General features: G+C 61.9%; 19 protein-coding genes and 3 pseudogenes. 2 read left to right on the top strand and 20 right to left on the bottom strand.

The window, feature by feature from the left end; translation table 11 throughout:
• Positions 1 to 151: 151 nt before the first annotated feature.
• Positions 152 to 976, top strand: a pseudogene (locus B3M58_RS22650) (cache domain-containing protein); the annotation flags it as partial.
• A gap of 363 nt (positions 977 to 1,339) precedes the next feature.
• Positions 1,340 to 1,834, top strand: a pseudogene (locus tag B3M58_RS22645) (methyl-accepting chemotaxis protein); the annotation flags it as partial.
• Positions 1,835 to 2,002: 168 nt separating this feature from the next.
• Here the strand turns inward: B3M58_RS22645 and nuoN are convergent.
• From nuoN to B3M58_RS16750, 20 genes and pseudogenes are all read right to left on the bottom strand, one after another.
• Complete coding sequence (nuoN, locus tag B3M58_RS16845; protein WP_296220832.1) at positions 2,003 to 3,490, bottom strand: NADH-quinone oxidoreductase subunit NuoN; 1,488 nt, start codon at positions 3,488 to 3,490, stop codon at positions 2,003 to 2,005.
• A 21-nt stretch (positions 3,491 to 3,511) separates the two neighbouring features.
• Complete coding sequence (nuoM, locus tag B3M58_RS16840) at positions 3,512 to 5,041, bottom strand: NADH-quinone oxidoreductase subunit M (RefSeq protein ID WP_296220831.1); 1,530 nt, start codon at positions 5,039 to 5,041, stop codon at positions 3,512 to 3,514.
• A gap of 39 nt (positions 5,042 to 5,080) precedes the next feature.
• Positions 5,081 to 6,928 (bottom strand): NADH-quinone oxidoreductase subunit L, encoded by a 1,848-nt coding sequence (gene nuoL / locus B3M58_RS16835; protein ID WP_296220829.1) that lies wholly within the window; start codon positions 6,926 to 6,928, stop codon positions 5,081 to 5,083.
• Complete coding sequence (gene nuoK, locus B3M58_RS16830; protein WP_296220828.1) at positions 6,925 to 7,233, bottom strand: NADH-quinone oxidoreductase subunit NuoK; 309 nt, start codon at positions 7,231 to 7,233, stop codon at positions 6,925 to 6,927. Before nuoK ends, nuoL begins: the two co-directional genes overlap by 4 nt.
• The gene (nuoJ, locus tag B3M58_RS16825; protein WP_296220826.1) at positions 7,230 to 7,739 is read right to left on the bottom strand and encodes an NADH-quinone oxidoreductase subunit J; all 510 of its coding nucleotides are present in this window, start codon (positions 7,737 to 7,739) and stop codon (positions 7,230 to 7,232) included. Before nuoJ ends, nuoK begins: the two co-directional genes overlap by 4 nt.
• Positions 7,740 to 7,749: 10 nt before the next feature.
• Positions 7,750 to 8,298 (bottom strand): NADH-quinone oxidoreductase subunit NuoI, encoded by a 549-nt coding sequence (gene nuoI / locus B3M58_RS16820; protein ID WP_296220824.1) that lies wholly within the window; start codon positions 8,296 to 8,298, stop codon positions 7,750 to 7,752.
• A 12-nt stretch (positions 8,299 to 8,310) separates the two neighbouring features.
• Positions 8,311 to 9,303, bottom strand: a complete 993-nt coding sequence (gene nuoH / locus B3M58_RS16815) for an NADH-quinone oxidoreductase subunit NuoH (protein ID WP_296220822.1) — start codon at positions 9,301 to 9,303, stop codon at positions 8,311 to 8,313.
• Complete coding sequence (gene nuoG, locus B3M58_RS16810; protein ID WP_296220821.1) at positions 9,300 to 12,029, bottom strand: NADH-quinone oxidoreductase subunit NuoG; 2,730 nt, start codon at positions 12,027 to 12,029, stop codon at positions 9,300 to 9,302. Before nuoG ends, nuoH begins: the two co-directional genes overlap by 4 nt.
• A gap of 92 nt (positions 12,030 to 12,121) precedes the next feature.
• Positions 12,122 to 13,477, bottom strand: coding sequence for an NADH-quinone oxidoreductase subunit NuoF (gene nuoF, locus B3M58_RS16805; RefSeq protein WP_296221045.1), 1,356 nt, complete (start codon positions 13,475 to 13,477; stop codon positions 12,122 to 12,124).
• A gap of 14 nt (positions 13,478 to 13,491) precedes the next feature.
• On the bottom strand, positions 13,492 to 13,992 hold the full coding sequence (nuoE, locus tag B3M58_RS16800) for an NADH-quinone oxidoreductase subunit NuoE (protein WP_296221044.1): 501 nt from the start codon (positions 13,990 to 13,992) through the stop codon (positions 13,492 to 13,494).
• Positions 13,989 to 15,770 carry an NADH-quinone oxidoreductase subunit C/D gene (gene nuoC, locus B3M58_RS16795; RefSeq protein ID WP_296220819.1) on the bottom strand — a complete coding sequence of 594 codons (1,782 nt, stop codon included), beginning with the start codon at positions 15,768 to 15,770 and terminating at the stop codon, positions 13,989 to 13,991. Before nuoC ends, nuoE begins: the two co-directional genes overlap by 4 nt.
• A 60-nt stretch (positions 15,771 to 15,830) precedes the next feature.
• Positions 15,831 to 16,508 (bottom strand): NADH-quinone oxidoreductase subunit B, encoded by a 678-nt coding sequence (locus B3M58_RS16790; protein ID WP_296220817.1) that lies wholly within the window; start codon positions 16,506 to 16,508, stop codon positions 15,831 to 15,833.
• A gap of 10 nt (positions 16,509 to 16,518) precedes the next feature.
• Positions 16,519 to 16,932 carry an NADH-quinone oxidoreductase subunit A gene (locus B3M58_RS16785; RefSeq protein WP_296220815.1) on the bottom strand — a complete coding sequence of 138 codons (414 nt, stop codon included), beginning with the start codon at positions 16,930 to 16,932 and terminating at the stop codon, positions 16,519 to 16,521.
• A gap of 467 nt (positions 16,933 to 17,399) precedes the next feature.
• Positions 17,400 to 17,890 (bottom strand): annotated as a pseudogene (locus B3M58_RS16780) (DUF4442 domain-containing protein).
• Positions 17,891 to 17,994: 104 nt separating this feature from the next.
• Complete coding sequence (locus tag B3M58_RS16775; RefSeq protein WP_296220814.1) at positions 17,995 to 19,986, bottom strand: PhoX family protein; 1,992 nt, start codon at positions 19,984 to 19,986, stop codon at positions 17,995 to 17,997.
• Between the two features lie 268 nt (positions 19,987 to 20,254).
• Positions 20,255 to 21,850 (bottom strand): isocitrate lyase, encoded by a 1,596-nt coding sequence (locus tag B3M58_RS16770; RefSeq protein WP_296220812.1) that lies wholly within the window; start codon positions 21,848 to 21,850, stop codon positions 20,255 to 20,257.
• A 513-nt stretch (positions 21,851 to 22,363) separates the two neighbouring features.
• A complete protein-coding gene (locus tag B3M58_RS16765; protein ID WP_296220811.1) occupies positions 22,364 to 23,173 on the bottom strand; it encodes a secretin N-terminal domain-containing protein in 810 nt (269 codons plus the stop codon).
• A complete protein-coding gene (locus tag B3M58_RS16760; protein WP_296220809.1) occupies positions 23,170 to 23,811 on the bottom strand; it encodes a histone acetyltransferase HPA2 in 642 nt (213 codons plus the stop codon). Before B3M58_RS16760 ends, B3M58_RS16765 begins: the two co-directional genes overlap by 4 nt.
• An 8-nt stretch (positions 23,812 to 23,819) precedes the next feature.
• Positions 23,820 to 24,245 (bottom strand): GNAT family N-acetyltransferase, encoded by a 426-nt coding sequence (locus B3M58_RS16755; RefSeq protein WP_296220807.1) that lies wholly within the window; start codon positions 24,243 to 24,245, stop codon positions 23,820 to 23,822.
• A complete protein-coding gene (locus B3M58_RS16750; protein ID WP_296220805.1) occupies positions 24,238 to 25,404 on the bottom strand; it encodes a cupin domain-containing protein in 1,167 nt (388 codons plus the stop codon). The genes B3M58_RS16755 and B3M58_RS16750 overlap by 8 nt, the downstream gene beginning before the upstream one ends.
• Between the last annotated feature and the right edge of the window lie 20 nt (positions 25,405 to 25,424).

Here is a 25,424-nt window from a genome sequence, read left to right as displayed (position 1 = left end):
CTTAACCTCTGCACGGGGCTGCCGATACACCGGTAGCCCCGTTTTATTTGGCGCTGTGGTCGAGCGCTCCCACAACAGCACGCCGTCTCATGCCGCAGGTAAGCGGGAGATTGCCCGGTATTGGGCATGAGCGTTTCTCGAGGAAAGGACAATGCGCCTGACATTGAAATCAAAAGTGGTGCTGCTGGCCCTGGTGCCCGTCATTCTGTTTGCCCTGGTACTCAGTGGCGCGGCGGCCAAAGTGTTGCAGAACCTGGCGGCGGCGGAAGTGGAAGAAACCCGCGAGCGCTTGCTGCTGGAAAGCCGCACCGAATTGCAGCATTACGTGCAGATCGCCCTGGGCTCGGTGCAGACGCTCTATGACGCCGCCGCATCGGGCGATATGGCCAGCCGTGAACAGGCGATTGCCGTGCTGGCGAAGATCAAGTTCGGCAAGGATGGTTACTTCTTCGGCCACGATTCCAATGTGGTGCGCCTGTTCCGCGGCGACAGCCCGGTGGATGTCGGCAAGAGCCTGGCGGATCGCCGTGACCCGAACGGCGTTTACCTCAACCGTGAGTTGGTCAACGTTGCGAAGAACAATACCTACTACGTCAATTACTCGTCGGCGTTGCCGGGTAACGAGGCGATCCTGGTGCCGAAACTGGCGTACAGCTATTACCTGCCGAAGTGGGACATGGCGGTGGGCGCGGCGATCAACCTCGATGGTGTCGAAGCCGAAATCGCCAAAGTGCAGGACGCCATCGACGAGCGTATCGGCACCATCATCACCAGCATCCTGGTGATCGCGGCGATCCTGCTGCTGGTATTCGGCGTGTTGGGGGTGATCCTCAGCAATACCTTCCTGCGGCCGTTGCAGCAGATCAAAAACAACCTCGACGACATTGCCGCCGGCGAGGGCGACCTGACCCGTCGCCTGCCAATCACTGGCGACGACGAGCTGGGGCAACTGGCGGGTTCGTTCAACCGTTTCGTCGAGAAGATCCACGGTCTGGTGCGGCAGATCGTCGAGATGACCGGGCAGTTGACCGAGCTGGTCGGCCAGGTCTCGGCGCAAACACAACGCTCCGAGCACGCCATGCAGCAGCAGCGACACGAAACCGATCAAGTCGCCACGGCCATCAATCAGATGTCCGCGGCAGCCCATGAGGTTGCCCAAAGTGCCCAAGGCGCTGCGGTTGCCGCACAAAAGACCGACCTTGAAGGCCAGGCCGCCAAGCTGGTGGTCAATGGCAGCATTGCCAGCATCCATGCGCTGGTGCTGGATATTCGCGAGAGCGGCGTGTCGCTCGACAGTTTGCAGAAGGACGTGTCGTCGATTGTCAGCGTGCTCGATGTAATCCGCTCGATTGCCGAGCAGACCAATCTGTTGGCGCTCAACGCCGCCATCGAAGCCGCGCGCGCCGGTGAGGCTGGGCGAGGTTTTGCCGTGGTCGCCGATGAGGTGCGTGCCTTGGCCAGCCGCACGCAGCAGAGCACCCAGGAAATTCAGGGGATGATCGACCGCTTGCAAAAAGGCACGCATGAGGCGGTTTCCTCGATGCGGCAGTCCAGCGATGCTGGCGAACTGAGCAGCGAGCAGGCCAACAAGGCCGGCTCTTCGCTGGACGCCATCGCGCAGCTGATTGGCACCATCAACGCGATGAACGCGCAAATCGCCAGCGCGGCCGAGGAGCAGACCGCAGTGGCTGAGGAGATCAACCGCAGCGTGCACCAGATTGCGGTGTCGGTGGACAGCGTGGCCGATGAAACCCAACAAGGGGCACAAACTGCACGCAACCTTGCCGGCCTCGGTGAACGCTTAGGCGCACTGGTGCGCCAGTTCCGTATCTGATGCGGGGTTGATCGAATGGAATGAGGGCGCCTAAGGCGCCCTTTTTTATGCTTCTGTGGTGTTGCATGAGCGCGGTCTTGACCGCGAGCTGTTCAGCAAGGTCCTGACAGCGCTGTGTTGCGCTCAAGGTCGGCGGGACGCAGAGCCCTGGCCGGGCTCTGCATGACCTCAGAGGACCGCGAGGCCGGCCTGTTGCACCAACTCCAACAACGGCTGCGGGTAGACGCCGAGGAAGAAGGCCAGCAAGGCGACGAACAGCAGCATGATCCCGCCGGCACGCTGGCCCCAGTTGAACGGTGCATCGTGACGGCGCAGGTTCGGCTCGCTGAGGAACAGGGTGACCACCACGCGCAAGTAGTAGAACACCGCGATGGCGCTGCCCAGTACCAGGGCGCCGAGCAGCCACCAGAGTTGCGCTTGCACACCCGCGGCGATCACGTAGAACTTGCCGATAAAGCCGGCGGTCAGCGGGATGCCGGCCAGCGACAGCATCATCACGGTAAGCACGGCGGTCAGGTACGGCCGCCGCCAGAACAGGCCGCGGTATTCGTATAACGCATCGCAATCGCGGCCGTTGTAAGGCGTGGACATCAGGGTGACCACGCCGAAGGCGCCGAGGCTGGTCAGCACATAGGTGGCCAGGTACACGCCGATGGCTTCCACGGCCAGGCCTTTACTGGCCACCAGCGCCACCAGCAGGTAACCGAAATGGGCGATCGAGGAGTAACCGAGCAGACGCTTGAGGTTGCTTTGCAGCAAGGCCAGCAGGTTGCCGAAGAGGATCGAGGCGATGGCGATCACCGTCAGCAAGTCGTTCAGCCAGCCGCCGGCGGTGGCCGGGGATATTTGGTAGAGACGCAGCAACACGGCAAACACCGCGACCTTGCTGGCCGTCGCCAAAAACGCCGCCACCGGTGCCGGCGCGCCTTCGTAAACATCCGGCGTCCACAGGTGGAAGGGCACCAGCGACAACTTGAACGCCAGGCCGATTAGCATCATGCCGATGCCGATCTGCACCAACAGGCTGCTGCCGTAGGTCACCAGGTTGGTGCCGATTTCGGCGAAACTCAGGCTGCCCGACTCGGCATACAACAGCGCCATGCCAAACAGCAGGAAGGCGCTGCCGGCAGCCGACAGCACCATGTACTTGATGCCGGCTTCCAGCGAACGCTTGTTGAAGAAGGCGTAGGCGACCATGCCGTAAACCGGCACCGAGAGCAGTTCCAGGCCGATGAACAGGCCTGCGAGGTGCTGCGCACTGACCAGTACCAGCCCGCCCGCGGCGGACAGCAGCATCAGCAGGTACATCTCTTCGCGGTTGCCTGGGTAGCCTTGCGTGCTGGCTCCGCCAGTGCCGACGGTGGCCTCGCCGAGATAGGCATGGGTCAGGGTCACGCAGGCCAGGGTCGCGGCCAGCACCAGCGCCATGTAGTAACAGGCGAAGTTATCCACCAGCAGCAGCGGGGTGACCTGCAACGGCGCGACCTTGAGTGCTGGAATGATCGACAGCAAGGCCAGGTTGAGGCCCAGCACCGACAAGACGAAGGTCAAGGCGTGGTTACGCTTCCAGGCGATGGCCAGCATCACCACGATAATCGTGGCGCTGGTGACCAGCAGCGGCAGCAGGGCGATGAAGTGTTGAACGGTAAATTGCATAACGCTGCTTTCCATGACCGACTACCGGGCCGAGGCGAGTTGAGTGAGGGCCGTGTTCATCCACTGCTGCACGCCATGCATGCTGGCGGCGGAGGTGTCGAGCACCGGCTGCGGGTAGACGCCGAGCAGGATCAGCAACACGGCCAAGAACAGCACCATGCCCAATTCGCGAGCTTTCAGGCCGAGCAGGGCGCCATCCGCCTTGGCTGGGCCGAAGTAGGCGCGGTGGATCATGATCAGCGAGTAAACCGAACCGAACACTAGGCCGGTGGCGGCGAGCACGGTGATCCATGGCGCCGCCGGGAAGGTGCCGATCAGGATCAGGAACTCGCCGACGAAGTTACCCGTACCCGGCAGGCCCAGCGCCGCAGCGGCGAAGAACAGGCTCAGCGCCGGCAGCCAGGGCATGCGCGCCCAGATGCCGCCCATCTCGCGCATGTCGCGGGTGTGCAGGCGTTCGTAGAGCTGGCCGCAGAGGATAAACAGCGCGGCGGCGGACAGGCCGTGGGCGAGCATCTGCACCACCGCGCCTTGCAGGGCGATTTGACTACCGGAATAGATGGCAATCAGCACGAAGCCCATGTGCGACACGCTGGAGTAGGCCACCAGACGTTTGATGTCGGTCTGCGCGAACGACAGCAGCGCGCCATAGACGATGGCGAACACGCCCAGGCCCATGGCGATTGGCGCGAATTCCGCAGAAGCGTTGGGGAACAGCGGCAGGGCGAAGCGGATCATGCCGTAGGCCGCGGTTTTCAGCAGGATACCGGCGAGGTCCACGGAACCGGCAGTCGGTGCCTGGGCGTGGGCATCCGGCAACCAGGAGTGAAATGGCACCACCGGGAATTTCACCGCGAAGGCGATGAAGAACCCGAGCATCAGCAGGTATTCGGTGCCCGGCGCCAGTTCGGTCTTCAACAGGTCGGCGTAGTTGAAGGTCAGCACGCCGGTGCTGTTGTAGTGCACGAACACCAGCGCGAGGATCGCCACCAGCATCACCAGGCCGCTGGCCTGGGTGTAGATAAAGAACTTGGTGGCGGCGGTGATGCGGGTTTTGCCGGCACTGCCGCTATGACCCCAGAGCGCGATGAGGAAATACATCGGCACCAGCATCATTTCCCAGAAAAAGAAGAACAGGAACAGGTCGACGGCCAGGAACACGCCGACCACGCCGCCGAGAATCCACATCAGGTTGAGGTGGAAGAAGCCGACGCGGTTCTGGATTTCATGCCAGGAGCAGAGCACCGAGAGCACGCCGAGCAGGCCGGTGAGGCTGATCATCAGCACCGACAGGCCATCCAGCGCCAGGTGCACGCTGATACCGAAGCGCTCGATCCACTGCACCTGGAATTCAGCGGCCCACACCGGGTCTGCACCTGGCGCGGGGGCCAGGCTGAAGTCGCCGGTGGCCCACAGCCAGAGGCCGAGGCCGAACAGCAGGGTCATGGTCAACAGCGCTATCCAGCGCGGCAGGGTGTTGCCGAAGCGCTCAGCCAGCCAGCACAGCAAGCCGCCGATAAAAGGGATCAGGATTAGCCAAGGCAGAATCATGATGGGCGGGGTTCCTTTCGCAAAATAGGCATATTCAGGTCAGACCAACAGGACGGCGGCGAATACCAGCACCGCACCGCCAACGAGCGATGCTGCGTACCAACGCAACTGCCCGGTTTCGCTGCGGCTCAGAATGCTGTGGCCGCCACGCGCCAGGCGTGGGATCAGGCTAATGCTGCCGTCGATCGGATCGCGGCCCAGTAGGCGACACGTCAGCAGATAGGGTTTGACGAATAGCTTGTCGTACAGCCAATCGAAGCCCCAGGCGGCGAACCACCAGGCCGACAGGAAACGCCCCGGCGCGCTCTGCGCGATGGCGCTGGCGATGCGGCGTTTGCCGAGGAACAGCAGGGCGGCCAGCAGGATGCCGGCCAGGGCGATGGCGCCCGAGGCAATTTCCAGGCTGTGCTGGGCTGCGCCACCGGCATGCCCGACGCTTTGCGGCAGTACGCCGGCCAGCGGTGGGGTGATCAGCGCACCGACGAAGGTCGAGAGCACGATCAGCGTCGACAATGGCAGCCAGTGCGCGATGCCGTGGCCGGCATGTGCGTCGGTTTTCTGCTCGCCGTGGAAGGTGATGAAGATCAGGCGGAAGGTGTAGATCGAGGTCAGCAGCGCGCCCAGCAGGCCAGCGTAGAGCAGCTCCTGATGACCGCTGGCGAAGGCTTCCCAGAGGATTTCGTCCTTCGAGTAGAAACCGGCGGTGATCAGCGGCAAGGCGGCCAGTGCGGAACCGCCGACCAGGAAGCTGGCGTAGGCCAGTGGCAGTTTCTTCCACAGGCCGCCCATCTTAAAGATGTTCTGCTCGTGGTGGCAGGCGTTGATCACCGCACCTGAGGCGAGGAACAGCAAGGCTTTGAAGAAGGCGTGGGTCATCAGGTGGAAGATCGCCCCACTCCAGGCGCCGACGCCCAGGGCGAGAAACATGTAGCCGATCTGGCTCATGGTCGAGTAGGCGAGGATGCGCTTGATATCGGTCTGCACCAGGGCGGCAAAGCCGGCCAACACCAGGGTTACGCCGCCGACGATGCCGACCAGTTCGAGGATCTCCGGGGTCAGCAGGAACAGCCCGTGGGTGCGTGCGATCAGGTATACACCGGCGGTGACCATGGTCGCCGCGTGGATCAGTGCGGAGACCGGGGTCGGACCGGCCATGGCGTCAGCCAGCCAGGTTTGCAGCGGTAGCTGCGCGGATTTACCGACCGCGCCGCCGAGCAGCATCAGGGTGGCGACCCACAGCCAGGTGTCGCCGGCCACGTACTTCTGCGGCGCCAATACCATCAGCTCCTGGATGTTCAGGGTGCCGAGCTGGAAGAACAGGATGAACAGGCCGATGGCCATGAACACATCGCCGACGCGGGTGACGATAAAGGCCTTCAGCGCGGCATTGCCGTTCGGCGTGTGCTTGAAGTAGAAGCCGATCAGCAGGTAGGAACACAGGCCCACGCCTTCCCAGCCGAAATACAGGAACAGCAGGTTATCGCCGAGTACCAGGAACAGCATGCTGGCAATGAACAGGTTGGTGTAGGCGAAGAAGCGCGAGTACCCCTCTTCGCCGCGCATGTACCAGCTGGCGAACAGGTGAATCAAAAAGCCCACACCGGTGACCACGCCGAGCATGGTCAGCGATAAACCGTCGAGGTAGAGGGTGAAGCTCGGGGTAAAACCCTCCACGCTCATCCACTGCCAGAGCAGCTGGGTGTACACGCCGCCTTCGGGTGGGGCAACGTTGAACTGCCAGATGATCCAAGCGGCGGTGAGGGCGGACAGGCCAACCGAGCCGACGCCGATCACCGCGGCGGTGTTTTCCGAGAAACGCCCGCGGGAGAAGGCCAGGATCAGCCAACCGAGCAGCGGGAACAGACAGGTCAGAAATAGAAGGTTCATCCGCGCATCTCGCTGGCAGCGTCGATATCGAGGGTATGGAAGCGGCGATACAGTTGCAGCAGGATCGCCAGGCCGATACTGGCCTCGGCGGCTGCCAGGGTGATCACCAGAATGAACATCACCTGGCCGTCGGCCTGGCCCCAGCGGGCGCCAGCGACGACGAAGGCCAGGGCGGCGGCGTTCATCATCACTTCCAGGCTCATCAGCACGAAGAGGATGTTACGGCGCACCATCAGGCCAACCAGGCCCAGGCTGAACAGCACGGCGGCCAGCGCCAGACCGTGCTCCATCGGAATAGCACTCATGGCGTTGCGTCCTTAGCGTCGTGGCGGCCGAGGTGATAGGCGGCGACCAGCGCGGCCAGCAGCAGCATGGAGGCCAGTTCGACCGCCAGCAGGTAGGGGCCGAACAGGCTGATGCCCACGGCCTTGGCGTCCACGGTCACCTGACCGATGGTGGCACCGCTTGGCGCCGCGAACAGCACATACAGCAGTTGCGCCAGTAACAGCGCGGAAAGCAGCGCAGGGCCGAACCAGATGCCCGGCGTTAACCATTTCCGCTCCTGCTCGATGGCCGCCGGGCCGAGGTTGAGCATCATCACCACGAAGACGAACAGCACCATGATGGCGCCGGCGTAAACGATGATTTCCAGGGCGCCGGCAAAGGGCGCGCCAAGGCTGAAGAACACCATGGACACCGCCAGCAGCGAGATGATCAGGTACAGCAGGGCATGCACCGGGTTGCTGCTGGTGACCACCCGCAGGGTGGCCATCACGGCAATGCCTGCGGCGAAATAGAAAGCAAACTCCACGCGCTTCTCCTTAGGGCAGCAGGCTTTTCACGTTGATCGGTTCGGCTTCGTTTTGCGCGGCGCCTTTCGGCTTGCCGGCAATGGCCATACCGGCAACGCGGTAGAAGTTGTAGTCCGGGTTTTTGCCTGGGCCGCTGATGAGTAGGTCTTCCTTCTCGTACACCAGGTCCTGGCGCTTGAACTCGCCCATCTCGAAATCCGGGGTGAGCTGGATCGCGGTGGTCGGGCAGGCTTCTTCGCACAGACCACAGAAGATGCAGCGCGAGAAGTTGATGCGGAAAAATTCCGGGTACCAGCGGCCATCGTCACTTTCGGCTTTCTGCAGCGAGATGCAGCCCACCGGGCAGGCCACCGCGCACAGGTTGCAGGCCACGCAGCGCTCTTCGCCGTCGGGGTCGCGGGTCAGTACGATACGGCCGCGGTAACGCGGCGGCAGGTACACCGCTTCTTCCGGGTATTGCAGGGTGTCGCGTTTGCGGAAGGCATGGCCAAAGATCATCACCAGGCTGCGCAACTGGGTCCAGGTGCCATGCACCACATCCCAAATGTATTTGATCATCGCTATTTCTCCTTACTGGGCCGCGGCCAGCACAAATGCGCCGGTCACCAGCAGGTTGATCAGGGTCAGCGGCAAGCAGAACTTCCAGCTGAAGGCCATCACCTGGTCATAGCGTGGGCGCGGAATCGACGCGCGCAGCAGGATGAACAGCATGATGAAGAAGCAGGTTTTCAGGGCGAACCAGATAAACGGAATCTGCGGCAGGATGCCGAACGGGCCGTGCCAGCCACCGAAGAATAGAGTCACCAGCAGCGCCGAAATGGTCACGATGCCGATGTACTCACCCACGAAGAACATGCCCCATTTCATCCCGGCATATTCGATGTGATAACCGTCGGCCAGCTCCTGCTCGGCTTCCGGCTGGTCGAACGGGTGGCGGTGGGTCACCGCGACGCCGGCAATAAAGAAGGTACAGAAGCCGAAGAACTGCGGAATGATGAACCACAGGTTCTCAGCCTGGTAGTCGACGATATCGCGCATGTTGAACGAACCAACCTGGGCGACGATGCCCATCAGCGCCAGGGCCAGGAACACCTCGTAGGAGATGGTCTGCGCCGAGGCGCGCAGCGCGCCGAGCAGGGCGAACTTGTTGTTGCTCGACCAGCCGGCGAACAACACCGCATACACCGACAACCCGGCCATGGCGAAGAAGAACAGGATGCCGATGTTCAGGTCCGCCACGCCCCAGGTCGGGGTGATCGGGATAATGGCGAAGGCAATGAGCATGGCGCCCATGGCAATCACCGGGGCCAGGGTGAAGATCACCTTGTCGGCGAACGGTGGGGTCCAGTCCTCCTTGAAGAACATCTTGATCATGTCCGCGGCGATCTGGAACATGCCGAACGGGCCGACCCGGTTAGGGCCGTAACGATCTTGCCAGAGCCCCAGCAAGCGGCGTTCGACGAAGCTCAGCAGGGCGCCGGTGATGACCACGGCGAGCAGGATCACCACAGCCTTGAGCACCGCGACAAGGATGTCGATCACTTCAGGCGTCAGCCAACTCATTGCGCAGCCTCCTGAACGGTGGTGACCACGGCGCCGGCAATAACCACCGGGATGCCCGGCAGGCCAACAGGCAAGCCAACCAAACCGGCGGCCAGCTCTTCACGCACCTGCAACGGCAGGTGCAAGACCTGGCCATTGACGGTGAGTGCGAGCAGCGCACCGTCGTTGACGCCCAGACGGGCGGCCTCGGCTTTGGCCAGGGCCACATACGGCTGTGGAATGCGTTCTTGCACCGGTGCGGCACGCGCCGAGGTTTCTTCGCTACCGAACAGGTGATGCAGCGGCACGGCCTGCCAGGTGCCCACGGCGGGGTTGAACGCGGCGCTCGGAGTGAACCAGGGCAAGGCTTGGCCGCGGCTTTCGATCAGGCGTACACCCGGATCGCCGGCGCGCAGATGGCCACCGACTTCGTCCTGGAACTTGTTCCAGGCCTGCGGCGAGTTCCAGCCTGGCGACCAGACGAAGGGAATCTGCTGACGGTCTTCCTGGCTACCGGAATAACCTTCCATGGAGAAGGCAAAGGCCGAGTCCTGGTCCTGCGGCTGACGTGGCTCGTGCACGCTGATATTGGCGCGCATGGCGGTACGGCCGCTGTAACGGTGCGGCTCACGGGCCAGCTTGAGGCCCTTGATGCGGAAGGTCGCCTTGGGCGCAGCCTCGCCGATACGCGCCAGGCGTGGGTTGCCGGCCGCGCAGGCGGCGGTGACTTCGTCCAACTGGGTCCACTCGACCGCCTTGCCGTGCAGGGTGCTGTGCAGTGCATGCAGCCAGCGCCAGCCTTCGCGCACCAGAATGTTGGCATCGTGGTAGCTGGGGTCGAAAACCTGGAAGAAGCGTTGGGCGCGGCCTTCCTGGCTGACCAGGGTGCCGTCGCCTTCGGCAAAGCTGGCCGCAGGCAGCACCAGGTGGGCTTTGGCGGTGGTGGCGGTCTGTTGGTGATCGGCGACGATCACCACTTTGGCGGCGCTCAGCGCCGCATCGACCCGGGCGCTTGCGGCGCGCCGGTAGAGGTCGTTTTCCAGCACGACTACGGCATCGGCCTGACCGGAAATCAGCGCCTGCAAGGCGGCATCGACAGATTTTTCCGCCAGTTCGTCACCCAGCAACAGCGCCAAGCCCATGCTGTTGGCTTCCGGCACGACCAGGCTGATGGACGCGTTCTTCTCGCGGTTTTTCAAGGCGCTGGCGATGTTGCTAGCCGCCTCGATCAGGGCTTTGCTGCCCAGTGAAGCGCCAGACACGATCAGCGGACGCTTGGCGTTGAGCAGAGCCTCGGCGATCAGTTGCACCAGCTCGGCGGCCTCGCTATCCAGGCCGCCGACGGCCGGGGCACTCGGGTCGATGGCGTGGGCCACGGCGAAACCGATGCGGGCCAGGTCAGCCGGGGCGGCGTGCACACAGGCTTCGGCGATATCGTCCAGGCGGGTGGCGGCAACGCTGGCAATAAACAGCGGGTGCAGTGCATCCTGAGCGACGTTTTGCACCGCGGCCATGTGCCAGTCCTGAATGCGCATCGCCGCGGCGATTTCAGTGGCTTTACCTTTCACCGCTTGCCGCAGGGCCAGGGCCAGGCGTGCGGCGGTCTGGGTCAGGTCTTCGCCGAGGACGAACACCGCATCGTGGCTCTCCACGTCGCGCAGGGTCGGCACCGGCAGCGGGCCGTTCTGCAGGATGTCGTGGATCAGGCGCAGGTTTTCCAGTTCGTTGGCTTCGATGCCGGCGTAATAATGCGCGGCACCGACCAGCTCGCGCAGGGCGAAGTTGCTTTCCAGGCTGGCACGCGGTGAGCCGATGCCAATCACCTTGCGGTTTTTCAGCAAGGCGGCGGCCTGGTCGAGGGCTGAGTCGATGCCCATCTTCATCTTGCTCAGCATCATCATCGGCTGGCGCGGACGGTCGTCGCGGTTGACGTAGCCGTAGCCGAAGCGGCCGCGGTCACAGAGGAAATACTGGTTCACGTCACCGTTGAAGCGGTTCTCGATGCGGCGGATCTCGCCGTAACGCTCGCCGGGGCTGGTGTTGCAGCCACTGGAACAGCCGTGGCAGATACTCGGGGCGAACTGCATGTCCCACTTGCGGTTGTAGCGCTCGGAGTGGGTCTTGTCGGTGAACACGCCGGTCGGGCAGACCTCGACCAGGTTGCCGGAGAACTCGCTTTCCAGCACGCCGTCTTCGACGCGGCCGAAATACACGTTGTCGTGCGCGCCAAACACACCCAGGTCGGTGCCGCCGGCGTAGTCCTTGTAGTAGCGCACGCAGCGGTAGCAGGCGATACAGCGGTTCATTTCATGGGAAATGAACGGGCCGAGCTGCTGGTTCTGGTGGGTGCGTTTGCTGAAGCGATAGCGGCGCTCGTTGTGGCCGGTCATCACCGTCATGTCTTGCAGGTGGCAGTGACCGCCTTCCTCGCACACTGGGCAGTCGTGCGGGTGGTTGGTCATCAGCCATTCGACGACGCTGGCGCGGAACGCCTTGGATTCCTCATCGTCGATGGAGATCCAGGTGTTGTCGGTGGCAGGCGTCATGCACGACATGACGATGCGACCACGGGTGTCGTTTTCGTCGCTGTACTGCTTGACCGCGCATTGGCGGCAGGCGCCGACGCTACCGAGCGCCGGGTGCCAGCAAAAGTAGGGGATATCGAGACCGAGTGACAGACAGGCCTGCAACAGGTTGTCCGCACCATCGACTTCAAAATCTTTGCCGTCTACGTGGATAGTGGCCATGGTCGGGTTTCTTCTTTATCCGCGTGAGCGGACTTGGCTAATGGAATCACGTTGTGCCGCGGGGCCAGGTCAGTGGCCGCCGCAGCTAATCTTCACGCGGGAACGAACTGTCCCGTCGTTGGCGCAGCGTTCTGACTGGCAACACCGGCCTCGAACTCCGCACGGAAATACTTGATCGCGCTGCCCAGTGGCTCGACGGCGCCGGGCGCGTGAGCACAGAAGGTCTTGCCGGGGCCAAGGAAGTTGACCAGACCCAGCAGGGTCTCGATGTCTTCCCGCGTGCCTTGGCCGCGCTCCAGGGCGCGCAGAATTTTCACGCTCCACGGCAGGCCGTCGCGGCATGGGGTGCACCAGCCGCAAGATTCACGGGCGAAGAACTCTTCCATGTTGCGCAGCAAGGACACCATGTTGACGCTGTCGTCCACCGCCAGTGCCAAGCCGGTGCCCATGCGGGTGCCGACCTTGGCGATGCCGGCGGCGTACATCGTGGCATCGAGGTGTTCCGGCAGCAGGAAGCCAGTGCCGGCACCGCCGGGTTGCCAGCATTTCAGGGTGAAACCGTCGCGCATGCCGCCGGCGTAGTCTTCAAACAGCTCACGGGCCGAAATACCGAACGGCAACTCCCACAAACCGGGGTTCTTCACCTTGCCGGAAAAGCCCATCAGCTTGGTGCCATGGTCTTCGCTGCCCGGACGCGCCAGGGTCTTGTACCAGTCCACGCCGTTGCCGATGATCGACGGCACGTTGCACAGGGTCTCGACGTTGTTCACGCAGGTTGGCTTGCCCCACACGCCGACGGCGGCAGGGAAGGGTGGCTTGGCGCGCGGGTTGGCGCGACGGCCTTCGAGGGAGTTGATCAGTGCGGTTTCTTCACCGCAGATATAGCGCCCGGCGCCGGTGTGGACGAACAGCTCGAAATCAAAGCCGCTGCCGAGGATGTTCTTGCCCAGCAGGCCGGCAGCCTTGGCTTCCGCGATGGCGCGGTTCAGGTTGGCCGCCGCGTCGACGTATTCGCCGCGTAGGAAGATGTAGCCGCGATAGGCCTTGAGCGCGCGCGCGGAAATCAGCATGCCTTCCACCAGCAGGTGCGGCAGCTGCTCCATGAGCATGCGGTCTTTCCAGGTGTTGGGTTCCATCTCGTCCGCGTTGCACAGCAGGTAGCGGATGTTCATGGTTTCGTCGGCCGGCATCAGGCCCCACTTCACGCCGGTGGGGAAACCCGCACCGCCGCGGCCTTTGAGGCCGGAGTCCTTGACCGTCTGCACGATATCGGCCTGGGCCATCTCGCTCAGGGCCTTGCGCGCGGCGGCGTAGCCGTTTTTCTGCTGGTATTCGTCGAGCCACACCGGCTGCGCGTCGTCACGCAGGCGCCAGGTCAACGGGTGGCTTTCCTCGCTCCGGGCGATCTTGTTGGCTGGGCCGATGGAGGTCAGCGTCTTGCTCGTCATGGCGGTGCGCCCAATCATGGATAGGCCTCCAGCAGGTTGGCGACGCCGTCAGGCTGCACGTCGCCGAAGGTGTCGTCGTCGATCATCAGCGCCGGCGCCTTGTCGCAGTTGCCCAGGCAGCACACCGGCAGCAGGGTGAAGCGGCCGTCGGCGCTGGTCTGGCCGAGGCCGATACCCAGTTGTTGCTGGATGCTGGAGACCACCGACTCATGGCCACCGATAAAGCAGGTCATGCTGTCGCACACGCGGATGATGTGGCGCCCCACCGGCTGGCGGAAAATCTGACTATAGAAGGTGGCCACGCCTTCGACGTCGCTGGCCGGGATGCCAAGGATCGCGCCGATGGCATCGGCGGCGCCGTCGGGCACCCAGCCGCGCGCTTGCTGCACGATTTTCAGCGCTTCGATGCTGGCGGCGCGCGGGTCTTCGTAGTGGTGCATCTCGTGCTCGATGGCCGAGCGCTCGGTTTCGCTGAGAACGAAACGATCAGTTTGGATAAGCGTGCTCATAATCAGCGGTCCACGTCGGCCATAACGAAGTCGATACTGCCCAGGTACGCGATCAGGTCAGCCACCATGCTGCCGCGGATCACCGAAGGGATCTGTTGCAGGTGCGGGAAGCTCGGTGTGCGGATACGCGTGCGATAGCTCATGGTGCTGCCGTCGCTGGTCAGGTAATAACTGTTGATGCCTTTGGTTGCTTCGATCATCTGGAAGCTCTCGTTGGCCGGCATCACCGGGCCCCAAGAAACTTGCAGGAAGTGGGTGATCAGGGTTTCGATGTGCTGCAGCGTGCGTTCTTTCGGCGGCGGCGTGGTCAGCGGGTGATCCGCTTTGTACGGGCCTTCCGGCATGTTGCGCAGGCACTGGTCGATGATCTTGATGCTCTGGCGCATCTCTTCCACGCGCACGATGCAACGGTCATAGGCATCGCCGTTGACGGCCAGCGGCACTTCGAACTCGAAACTCTGGTAGCCCGAGTAGGGGCGCGCCTTGCGCAGGTCGAAGTCCAGGCCGGTGGAGCGCAAGCCGGAGCCGGTGACGCCCCATTCCAGGGCTTCCTTGGTGTTGTACTGCGCCACGCCCTTGGTGCGACCAATCAGAATGCTGTTCTTCAGCGCGGCCTTTTCATACTCGTCGAGGCGCTTGGGCAGCCAATCGACGAATTCCTTGACCAGGCCGTCCCAGCCGCGCGGCAGGTCGTGAGCGACGCCACCAATGCGGTACCAGGCCGGGTGCAGGCGGAAGCCGGTGATGGCCTCGATCACCTTGTACGCGCGCTGGCGGTCGGTGAAGGTGAAGAACACCGGCGTCATGGCGCCGACGTCCTGGATATAGGTGCCGAGGAACAGCAGGTGGCTGGTGATGCGGAAGAATTCGGCGAGCATCACGCGAATGAAGTCGACGCGATCCGGCACCTTGATGCCGGCCAGTTTCTCCACGGCCAGCACGTAGGGCAGGTTGTTCATCACCCCGCCGAGGTAGTCGATACGGTCGGTGTACGGAATGAAACTGTGCCAGGACTGGCGCTCGGCCATCTTCTCGGCGCCACGGTGGTGATAGCCGACTTCCGGCACGCAGTCGACGATCTCTTCGCCATCCAGTTGCAATATGATGCGGAATGCACCGTGGGCAGACGGGTGGTTCGGGCCAAGGTTGAGGAACATGTAGTCCTCGTGCTCGCTACCACGCTTCATGCCCCAGTCTTCCGGCTTGAAACGCGCGGCTTCCTCTTCCAACTGCTGCTTGGCCAGGTTCAGGCTGAACGGGTCGAACTCGGTGGCGCGCGCCGGGTAATCCTTGCGCAGCGGGTGACCTTCCCAGGTCGGCGGCATCATGATGCGCGTCAGGTGCGGGTGACCGGCGAAGTGAATACCGTACATGTCCCAGACTTCACGCTCGTACCAGTTGGCGTTCGGCCAGATGCTGGTGACGGTCGGCAGGTTGAGATCGCCTTCGGCCAACGCGACCTTGATCATCACGTCGCTGTTACGGGCGATCGACATCAGGTGATAGAACACCGTGAAGTCAGCCCCCGGCAGGCCGCGACGCTGGGTGCGCAGACGTTCGTCGACGCCATGCAGGTCATACAGCATGACGAACGGGCGCGGCAGGTTGCGCAGGTAGGTGAGCACTTCAATCAGCTTTTCCCGGGCGACCCAGATCACCGGCATGCCGGTGCGCGTGGCTTGCAGGGTGAAGCTTTCAGCGCCAAAGCGGGAATTGAGCTCAACGACGACATCTTGGTCGTCAGCCTTGTACGGCGGAATAGACAGAGCGGTGTCTGCAGTCATGGTCTCGATCGCTATCGGTCAACGTAGAGAATGAATCGGGCCTTCTTGTGGAAGGGGGACTCAGACTTCGTCTGGGCTGCGCAGGTTGGTGACAGCTATGCGCTGTTCACGGCGCTGTTCCTTTTGCGACGGCATTTCGGCGCGGTACACGCCTTGGTCGCCGACGACCCAGGAAAGCGGACGACGCTCCTTGCCGATGGACTCCTGCAACAGCATCAAGCCTTGCAGGAATGCTTCGGGGCGAGGCGGGCAGCCGGGTATGTAGACGTCCACGGGGAGGAACTTGTCCACACCCTGAACGACCGAGTAAATATCGTACATGCCGCCGGAGTTGGCGCACGAACCCATGGAAATAACCCATTTGGGTTCCAGCATCTGCTCGTAAAGGCGCTGAATAATCGGCGCCATCTTGATGAAGCAGGTGCCGGCAATCACCATGAAATCTGCCTGGCGGGGAGACGCACGAATCACTTCGGCACCGAAACGCGCGATGTCATGCGGTGCAGTGAACGCGGTGGTCATTTCCACATAGCAGCAGGAGAGGCCGAAGTTGTATGGCCACAGGGAGTTTTTGCGCCCCCAGTTGACCGCACCGTTCAGCACGTCTTCCAGCTTGCCCATGTAGATGTTTTTGTGGACCTGATCGTCTAGCAGCGGGTCTGAAACGGTCTCCCGCTGGCCAATCGGATACTCCTCGTTGGGCGCATCCGGGTCGACCCGAGTAAGTTTGTATTGCATCGCCAAAGCCTCATTGTTTTAGCTTCGCCTGTCGCTCACGACGTCCTTCGGGAGCCCAATCGAGCGCACCGATACGCCAAAGGTAGACAAGACCTGCCAACAGAATTGCTATAAAAATGGTAGCTTCGATAAAACCGGCCCAGCCGCTTTCGCGAACAGAGACAGCCCAGGCGAAGAGAAAGAGGGCTTCAACGTCGAAGATCACGAAGAGCATCGCGACCAAATAGAATTTTGCCGACAGGCGCAGGCGGGCGCTGCCGGTGGGGAGCATGCCGGATTCAAATGGCTCATTTTTGCTGCGGCCCCACGCCTTGCTGCCCAGCAGGCTGGAAACGCCCAGCATGAATGCACAGAGGCCAATGACCCCAAGCAGGAAAACGGCCAGCGCCCAGTTATGGGAAAGAACGGTAGTTGCTTCCGACATGCCGGAACTCCTCGGTACAAGGAACGGCGTTCACTCGTGTTTGAAAGTTTGAGTTCGCTGGCAACCCACTGATTGTCCAGCAATCTATTTGCACAATATTATGCCCGTATTGAGGTGTAAGTAAATTTTTCAGATCAAAAAATTAACTTTATAGCCAGGTTTCGCTGCGGCATGTGCAGTAGAGCCTTGTAGGGCAGGCCTTTAAGCGCCGCATGCCGACACTGCGGTGTCACCAGTAACGATCTTTATAAGAACTATTATCATTTAAGGGATTGTTATTGATCCCCTGCGAGCATGTCGCTTAGTTGTCACTCGTTGACGCAATTATCAATGTTCGGCGCCACTCAAAAGTTACTCCTCGATACCAATACACATGTGCGGTTGGTTGTTGCCGACAGTCTCTTGGGTGGGCATGCATAAACCATCGCGCTGTGCCTACATCGCGGTCTTAGCGTAGACGACGGCACTCAAGGGCGCTTCTTGCTGATCCAGGCCCAGAGCATTTCGCACTGGATGGGCTGATTGCCGGCTTCGTCGGTGACGCACACGGCAACCAGTACTTCGCCTTTTTCTTGGGTGTGAATGGCTTGAATCTGCTCGGGCGTCAGGCTTGCCTCGGCACGCAGACCGCCAGAGGCGCGCTTGAGGTAATCGATCTTGAGGCTTTTGATCAGCGGCAGTTTGTCGTCGGGTACATTCATGCCAACCAGAAAGCCGCTTGCCGATTCAGCCAACAGCGCCATGGCTGCGGCGTGCACACCTTTGATGTGGTTCTGTACCTTGCGGGTGTTAGCCAGGCTCATCACCGCCCGCTGCTGGCTCAACGCGTGCACACGCACCCTGGCAGTGCCAGCGAACTTGACCTGCGAACCAAACAACAGCGACAGCGCGGGCGTGTGCAGAACGGCGGTAGGCGATGGATTTTCGCGACGATGCGACTCAAGCGGTTGCTGGGCATGGACAAAACCTGTGACGAGGCAGAAGAAGCCGGGAGTCTGTCACAGGGAAAAGTGACCGACCAGGCTTGGTCGGTCACTATCGCTACGCGTTGCTTGCCATTGGTTACAGCAAGCGTTTGCCGTCTTCGCGGGTGATGATGACGGTCGCCGAGCGCGGGCGTTTGCCCGGACCATCCGGCCAGGCGCTGAGCAGGTTGCTTGGCGTCGAGCCTTCGCCCGGGTGCTGGATGTTGACGAACAGCGTGCGAAAATCCGGCGTCGCGGTGATGCCGGTCACCTCAGCGCCTTGTGGCCCGACCAGGAAACGCTTCAGTTCGCCGCTTCGCGGGTCGGCAACCAGCATCTGGTTGTTGCCGAACGGGCCGCTGGCCAACTGGCTGCCGCTCATGTCGGTTTGAATCCACAACCGACCTTCCTCGTCGAACCACAGGCCGTCCGGGCTGGCCAGGCGGTTGTCGGCATTCAGCGGTTGGCCGTTCGGGCCGACGCTGTCGGTTTCCGGGCCGGCCAGCATAAACAGGCTCCAGGCAAAGCGGCGGCCGCCATAATTCTTGCTCAGCTCGCGCCAGCGAACAATATGACCGAAGGCGTTGGCCGGACGCGGGTTGGCGGCGTCCGGCACGCTTCTCGAACTGTTGTTGGTCAGGGTGAAATACACCTCGCCGTTGTCCGGGTTGACCGCGCCCCATTCCGGGCGATCCATCTTGGTGGCACCGGCGATGTCCGCCGCCAGGCGGGTGTTGATCAGCACTTCGCCCTGGTCGGCGAAGCTGACGCCAGCGGCGCTACAGGCACGCTGAAAAGCCTTGTCGTGAACATCCAGGGCCAACCACTCGCCTTGGCCGCTGGCGTTGAAGCGGGCGACGTACAGCGTGCCTTCATCCAGCAGGCTGCCGTTGCTGCGGCCGGGACGGTAGTGGTCGCGGCTGACGTACTTGTAGATGTATTCATTCTGCGAATCGTCGCCGGAGTAGCACACCACTGGTCGACCGGCTTTGACGGGGGCGAACACCAGGCCTTCATGGGCGAAGCGGCCGAGCGCGGTGCGTTTGATTGGCACGGACTCGGGGGCGAACGGATCGATTTCGACGATCCAGCCGAAGTGGTTGGGTTCGTTGCGGTAGTCGTCGCGGGCCGCCGGCGACTTGCGTGTGGCATCGAAACGTTCGAACTCGTCGCCCGGCAAGGTTTCCCAGCCGTAGCGACTGCTGCTGCGCAGACCGTAACGGCTCAGTTCACGCGGCAGGTCGCTGTCACGGGTGGCAAAGTAGCCGGCCCAGTTTTCTTCGCACGTCAGATAGGTGCCCCAGGGCGTAAAACCGTTTGCGCAGTTGTTTAGGGTGCCGCGGGTGGCGATGCCCGCAGGGCTGTAACGGGTGTGCAGCAGCGCATGGCCTCGTGCCGGCCCGCTGATCTGCATGGGCGTGGCCCCAGTGACGCGGCGGTTGCGGGCGCTGGGCAAGACGCTCCACTGACCGTCGAGGCCGCGGCGAATTTCCACCACGGAAACCCCGTGGGCATTGATTTCCTTGCGCACTTCCTCGGCGTTGCTGCGTTTACCGGCGACCACCGTTGCGCCGTTGGGGTGCAGCAGCGGCACATCGACGTATTCGTGATTGAGCACCAACAGGCCGTGGTCGCTTTTGCGGCCATGACCGCGTTGGGCGTCGATCGGAAAGAAGTGCATGCCATCGTGATGCATGCCCAACTGCTCGGCCTGGTCCTGGGCGCTGTTGCTGCCATCGTCGAGGTATGCCGGGTAGCCGCCGGTGATGGGCGTGCCCCATGGAATAAATGCGCGGGCCTGGTAGCCCGCGGGGACTGTGATGGCGTCTGCTCGGGTGATGGCAACAGGGCTAAAGGGTAGTTTTGTGCGGCGCTTGAACGGCCCCGCTGCCAGGCCTTTGGCGGCCGGCTCGGCGGCTTCGGCCGTGCCGGGCAGGGCGCTGCCGAGGAATGCCAGCGCGCCCAGTGCGGCGCCACCAGCCAGGACCTGGCGACGGCTGATCAGCTCATTGATGTGCGGGTTGCTGGAGTGGTTGCTGGGCAACTCATCACCGTTGCCGAACAGCACAGGGTTGTCATTAGTGCTCATGCGGGCTCCTTGGGTTAATCGACCAGGACTTGACGCTAACCAAGGAAAACGACGGACGTATGACAGCGGCTGTGCGGTAGCGCACAAATGCCAGGAAAGACGATTTTCAGGCAAAAAAATGCCCGGTAGGCATTTTTAACGTTACCCAGCGACGGCCAGAAGAGTGGCTACCATGGATGGCCGGGCATAAAAAAACCCCAGCATTTCTGCTGGGGTTTCTTTCAACACACTCAACCTTGATCGTGGCCTCGGTTGAGTGAACCGATTCTTAGCTGAACTGGTTCATGGTGTTGTCTTTGCCGCCGGCTTTCAGGGCCGCTTCACCCGCGAAGTACTCTTTGTGAGCGTCGCCGATGTCGGAACCGGACATGTTCTGGTGCTTGACGCAGGCGATACCCTGACGGATCTCCTGACGCTGAACGCCTTTCACGTAGGCCAGCATGCCCTGGTCTGCGAAGTAACCTTTGGCCAGGTTGTCGGTGGACAGCGCGGCGGTGTGGTAGGTCGGCAGAGTGATCAGGTGGTGGAAGATACCCGCCTGAGCGGAACCGTCGCGTTGGAAGGTACGGATCTTCTCGTCGGCAACCTGAGCCAGCTCGGTTTCGTCGTAGTCGACGCTCATCAGCTTGGTGCGGTCGTAGGCGGAAACGTCCTTACCCTCAGCAGCGAAAGCATCGAATACCTGCTGACGGAAGTTCAGGGTCCAGTTGAACGACGGGCTGTTGTTGTAAACCAGCTTGGCGTTCGGGATGGTTTTACGGATTTCGTTAACCATTTCGGCGATCTGGCCGACGTGCGGCTTCTCGGTTTCGATCCACAGCATGTCAGCGCCGTTCTGCAGCGAAGTGATGCTGTCCAGTACGCAGCGCGCTTCACCGGTGCCAGCACGGAACTGGAACAGGTTGGACGGCAGACGCTTGGGACGCAGCAGCTTGCCACCACGGTTCAGAACCACGTCGCCGTTGTTCAGGTCGGCAGCGGAAACTTCTTCGCAATCGAGGAAGGAGTTGTACTGGTCGCCCAGGTCGCCCGGGGTGTTGGTCACAGCGATCTGCTTGGTCAGGCCGGCACCCAGGGAGTCGGTACGCGCAACGATCACGCCGTTGTCGATGCCCAGCTCGAGGAATGCGTAGCGAACCGCGTTGATCTTCGCCAGGAAGTCGGCGTGAGGAACGGTCACTTTACCGTCCTGGTGGCCGCACTGCTTCTCGTCGGACACCTGGTTTTCGATCTGGATGCAGCACGCACCCGCTTCGATCATCTTCTTAGCCAGCAGGTAGGTGGCTTCCGGGTTACCGAAGCCAGCGTCGATGTCGGCGATGATCGGTACTACGTGAGTTTCGTAGTTGTCGATCTGGTTCTGGATCTCGGCAGCTTTGGCGTTGTCGTCAGCGGCGCGGGCGGCGTCCAGAGCGGTGAACAGCAGGTCCAGTTCGCGGGCGTCGGCCTGGCGCAGGAAGGTGTACAACTCTTCGATCAGGCCGGAAACCGAAGTTTTCTCGTGCATGGACTGATCCGGCAGCGGACCGAAATCCGAACGCAGAGCAGCGACCATCCAGCCCGACAGGTAGAGGTAGCGCTTGTTGGTGGTCTTCAGGTGCTTCTTGATCGAGATCAGCTTCTGCTGCCCGATGAAACCATGCCAGCAACCCAGCGACTGGGTGTAGACGGAGGAGTCGGCATCGTACTCGGCCATGTCTTTGCGCATGATGTCGGCAGTGTACTGAGCGATTTCCAGACCGGTTTTGAAGCGGTTCTGGGCGCGCATGCGGGCCACGGACTCCGGGTCAATCGCGCTCCAGCTGCTACCAGCGGCGGCTTTAAGGGCGGCAACGGCTTTGATGTCGTTTTGATAAGCTGACATGGTCAATCCTTCAAAGTATGTGTTTGGTTGAGCACCGACTTCCCCACTCAAAACCTGCATCGCGAAGGTTAAGGTTGCGGGGGCTCACAGCAGAACAATGGAGAGAGTGACCAGAACGGCAGTGCACTGGGAGGAGGGGGTGACGAGACGAACAGTGCGCGGACTACAACTGCTGCAAATGACAGGTCATTTGGCGTTTACCGGATCAAAGATGCCGTTGGACGACTCAGTGGCTGTAACTGTCTGCTGGCTGCTACGTTAAAACGCTTCCCCGTCCCTCAGGACAACTTCGTTCCAGTCGCAATCTCGTCGAACTGCCTTGTGGGCTTTACAACACGGTTCGTCTCGGGCGGTAAGCTGGAGAACGATCCGGAGGCCCTTACCAGGGCCCCTGATTAGCGGGAGCGAGGCCATCATGCCTCTGCTAAAAGTGTTCGTCAAACGTTTTGTAGTGGTTTTTTATGACTACTACATAATTCTCGCGACGACCGGTGAGTCAGCTCTGCGCAGGGTTTAATCGACCACCTCGACCTTCACCCGCAAGCTCATATCTTCACGACCTTGGGTGGCGCGACGTTGCAGTACATCGCGTTGCTCGGCCAGGTTTTGCTCGCTGACGCCACCAATGCTGATCCACTCGCCGAGCCTGCCGCTGACGCGGGTGTCGGTGCTTTGCACATCGATGGCTCCCGGCTGTGATTGGCTCAGCCGATCGCGGTTGCTGCTGATGCTGATATGCACTATATCGCCGGTCAGGCTGGCGGTGACGTAGAAGCCGCGTGTGACGTTACGGTACTCGGTGTTGTTGTACACCTGGCCGTAAGGGCCGCGGTTGGTGGTGGTGAGTGGAACGCTCTGGCCGACCTGAATCAGCGCTGGATAACCCTCGCTGGTCTGCACCTGCTGCGTACCACCGCCACGGCTATCGGTGCTGCGGCGGATGATGCGCACCTGATCGCGGCCATTGATTTCGCCTCGGCCGATCTGCACGTCGGCATCGCCGGCGCTGATTGAGCCGTCAGCGCGATAGCCACGATCACTCTGGTAGCTGGACTCGCTGCTGTCGACGCTGATCAACAGGCGCCGTGGCGGGGTATCCAGCTGAGTGATCAAGGTCCGAATTTCCTCGATCTTCGCTGGCGTCGAATTGACGATCAACTGGTTGCCGTACGCGCTGACCCGCCCCTCGCTGCCCAATACCGATTGCACCACCGAGAGCACCTCGTCGGCAGTCCGGTAATTCAGCGGGATGACTTCGCTGGCCGCGCTCAGCGGCAGGCTCAGGCTCAACAGCACCGCAGCGAACAGGGCGCGCACGCTCATAGCAGGAAACTCCGTAGATCTGGGTCGGTGATGCTGCTATCCCAGGCTTGATCGAATTGCACCTGGCGCAAGCGCACGCGGGCGGGGTCTTGGTACAGCGCATAACCGGCGAATTGCTCGGGCTCGGGGCGCAACAGCAGGCCACGATCATCCGCTAGCAAAAACGCCACGGCCTCACTTGGGTAGTCCGGGTGCAGTTTGCGGATATGCAGGTTGCTCGACAGCCGGCGCGATAGCGTGAGCAGGCGGTGGCCGTCTCGCACTGCGCGGCCGACGTCTTTGACCAGGATGCGCAAGCGATTTTTCGGGCTGGCCAGAAGAAAGCGCGTACAGGCGTCCTGAATGCTGCTGTGGTGGTAGAGCCATGGCTCCAGGTCGCTGCTGTAGATGCACAGGCAGCGTTGCGCTTGTTGCAGCAGGGCGAGGGCATGAGCGCGCGCTTCGTCCGGCAGGTTGAAGCGCTCCAGCGCCAGGTGTTCGCCCAGGACGAAGGGGGCGGGTTCGCTACGCTCGCTGTCGGGCGTTGGTATATTGGGATTGTGCACGGTAAAACGCCCCGGCGACTGAAACTCGATGGCGGGAAGCGCGGCTGGCGCGTTGCTGTCGGTTGCGTCTGACGGGGCGTTTTCGTCGTTCATTTCAGCCTCTAGGCACTGTGGCGCACCATGTCTACATGCGGAATGCCGGCGTCTAGATACTCACCGCTGACGATGGCAAACCCAAGCCTTTCATAGAACGACGTGGCGTGCACCTGGGCGCTGAGCATTTGCTGCTGCAGGCCACGTTTTTCCGCTTCGCCGATGACGGCGCGCAGCAGTGCATCACCGACTTTCAAGCCGCGCCAGTCCTTGAGCACCGATACCCGGCCGATATGGCCGTCCGCCAACAGGCGCGCGGTGCCGATCGGATAATCGCCCTCGTAAGCAAGAAAGTGCAGGGCATCAGGGTCTTCCGCATCCCACTCCAGCTCCGGTGGCACCGCTTGCTCGGCGATGAACACCATTTCGCGAATGCGCCGCAGCTCGGCGTTGTCCTTCTGCCAGTCGGCCAGGCGGACGTGAATCTCATTCATCGGCAAACTCCAGGCTCCCTTGCTTGGCCAGTTCCAGAAGCAGGTTACGCCCCTCATCATCGGCGAGCCATGGGCCAAGGTTGTCGACATGTAACGCATCGGCCGAGCAGATCAGCTTGAGCAGCTCACGCTGGCCGGCCGAGAGCAAACGGCTCTGGCCACTGGCGAACAGCACCAGGTCCTCGCCGACTTCCGACCAAGCCAGACGTGCGCTGGGGTTGCGCACCAGCACGGCGCCGTCTTCGAGGCTGCCAATAAAGGCCTCCTCGTCGATCTCGATGCCGGCGATCAGCTCCGGGTAGCGCGGTTCGGTCATGAACTGGCCGAACCAGGTCATCAGCAGGCGCTCATCGCCCATGTGCTCGTTGAGCAGGGCTTTGAGGCGGTCCAGGGCGTCGCGCTGAATCTGGTGCGGGTCGTTGGCCGGTTGCGCGTCGGCGTCGCTGTAGCGCTCTTCCTCGGGCAGGAATTGGCCGAGGAAATCAGTGAAATGGGTCAGTACTTCAGCGGCGCTGGGCGCGCGGAAGCCTACGGAATACGTCATACAATCATCCTCAGCGGTACCACAGTGAGCCAGGAGTGGCGGCAGGTAGAGCATGTCGCCGGGTTCCAGGACCCATTCTTCAGTTTTAGCGAATTCAGCGAGGATCTTCAGATCCACGTTTTCCAGCAGCGGGCTGTCGGAGTTGCACATCTGGCCCACTTGCCAGCGACGCTTGCCATGGCCTTGCAGGAGGAACACGTCGTAGTTGTCGAAGTGCGGGCCCACGCCACCACCCGGTGCGGCGAAACTGACCATCACGTCGTCGATGCGCCATTTGGGCAAGAACTTGAATGCTTCCAGCAGCTCGGCCACTTCCGGAACGAATTGGTCGACGGCTTGCACCAGCAGGGTCCAGTCGCGCTCGGGCAACTGGGCGAAGGCATCCTCGGCGAAGGGGCCGCGGCGCAGCTCCCAGGGACAGGCGCCATGCTCGAGCACTAGGCGCGACTCGACTTCTTCTTCGAGGGCCAGGCCGGCCAGCTCGTCCGGTGAGATCGGGCTTTCGAAGCCGGGGATGGCTTGGCGTACCAGCAGCGGCTTTTTCTGCCAGTAGTCGCGCAGAAATGCACGGGGTGTCAGGCCGCCTAGCAGTTGCAGTGGAGTATCAGGATTCATCGCTAAGCCCTTGAAGTGAA

Origin of the sequence: Pseudomonas sp. UBA2684 (assembly GCA_002354655.1) — a bacterium.
GTDB lineage: Bacteria > Pseudomonadota > Gammaproteobacteria > Pseudomonadales > Pseudomonadaceae > Aquipseudomonas.
This window is presented reverse-complemented; position numbering and strand designations above follow the sequence as displayed.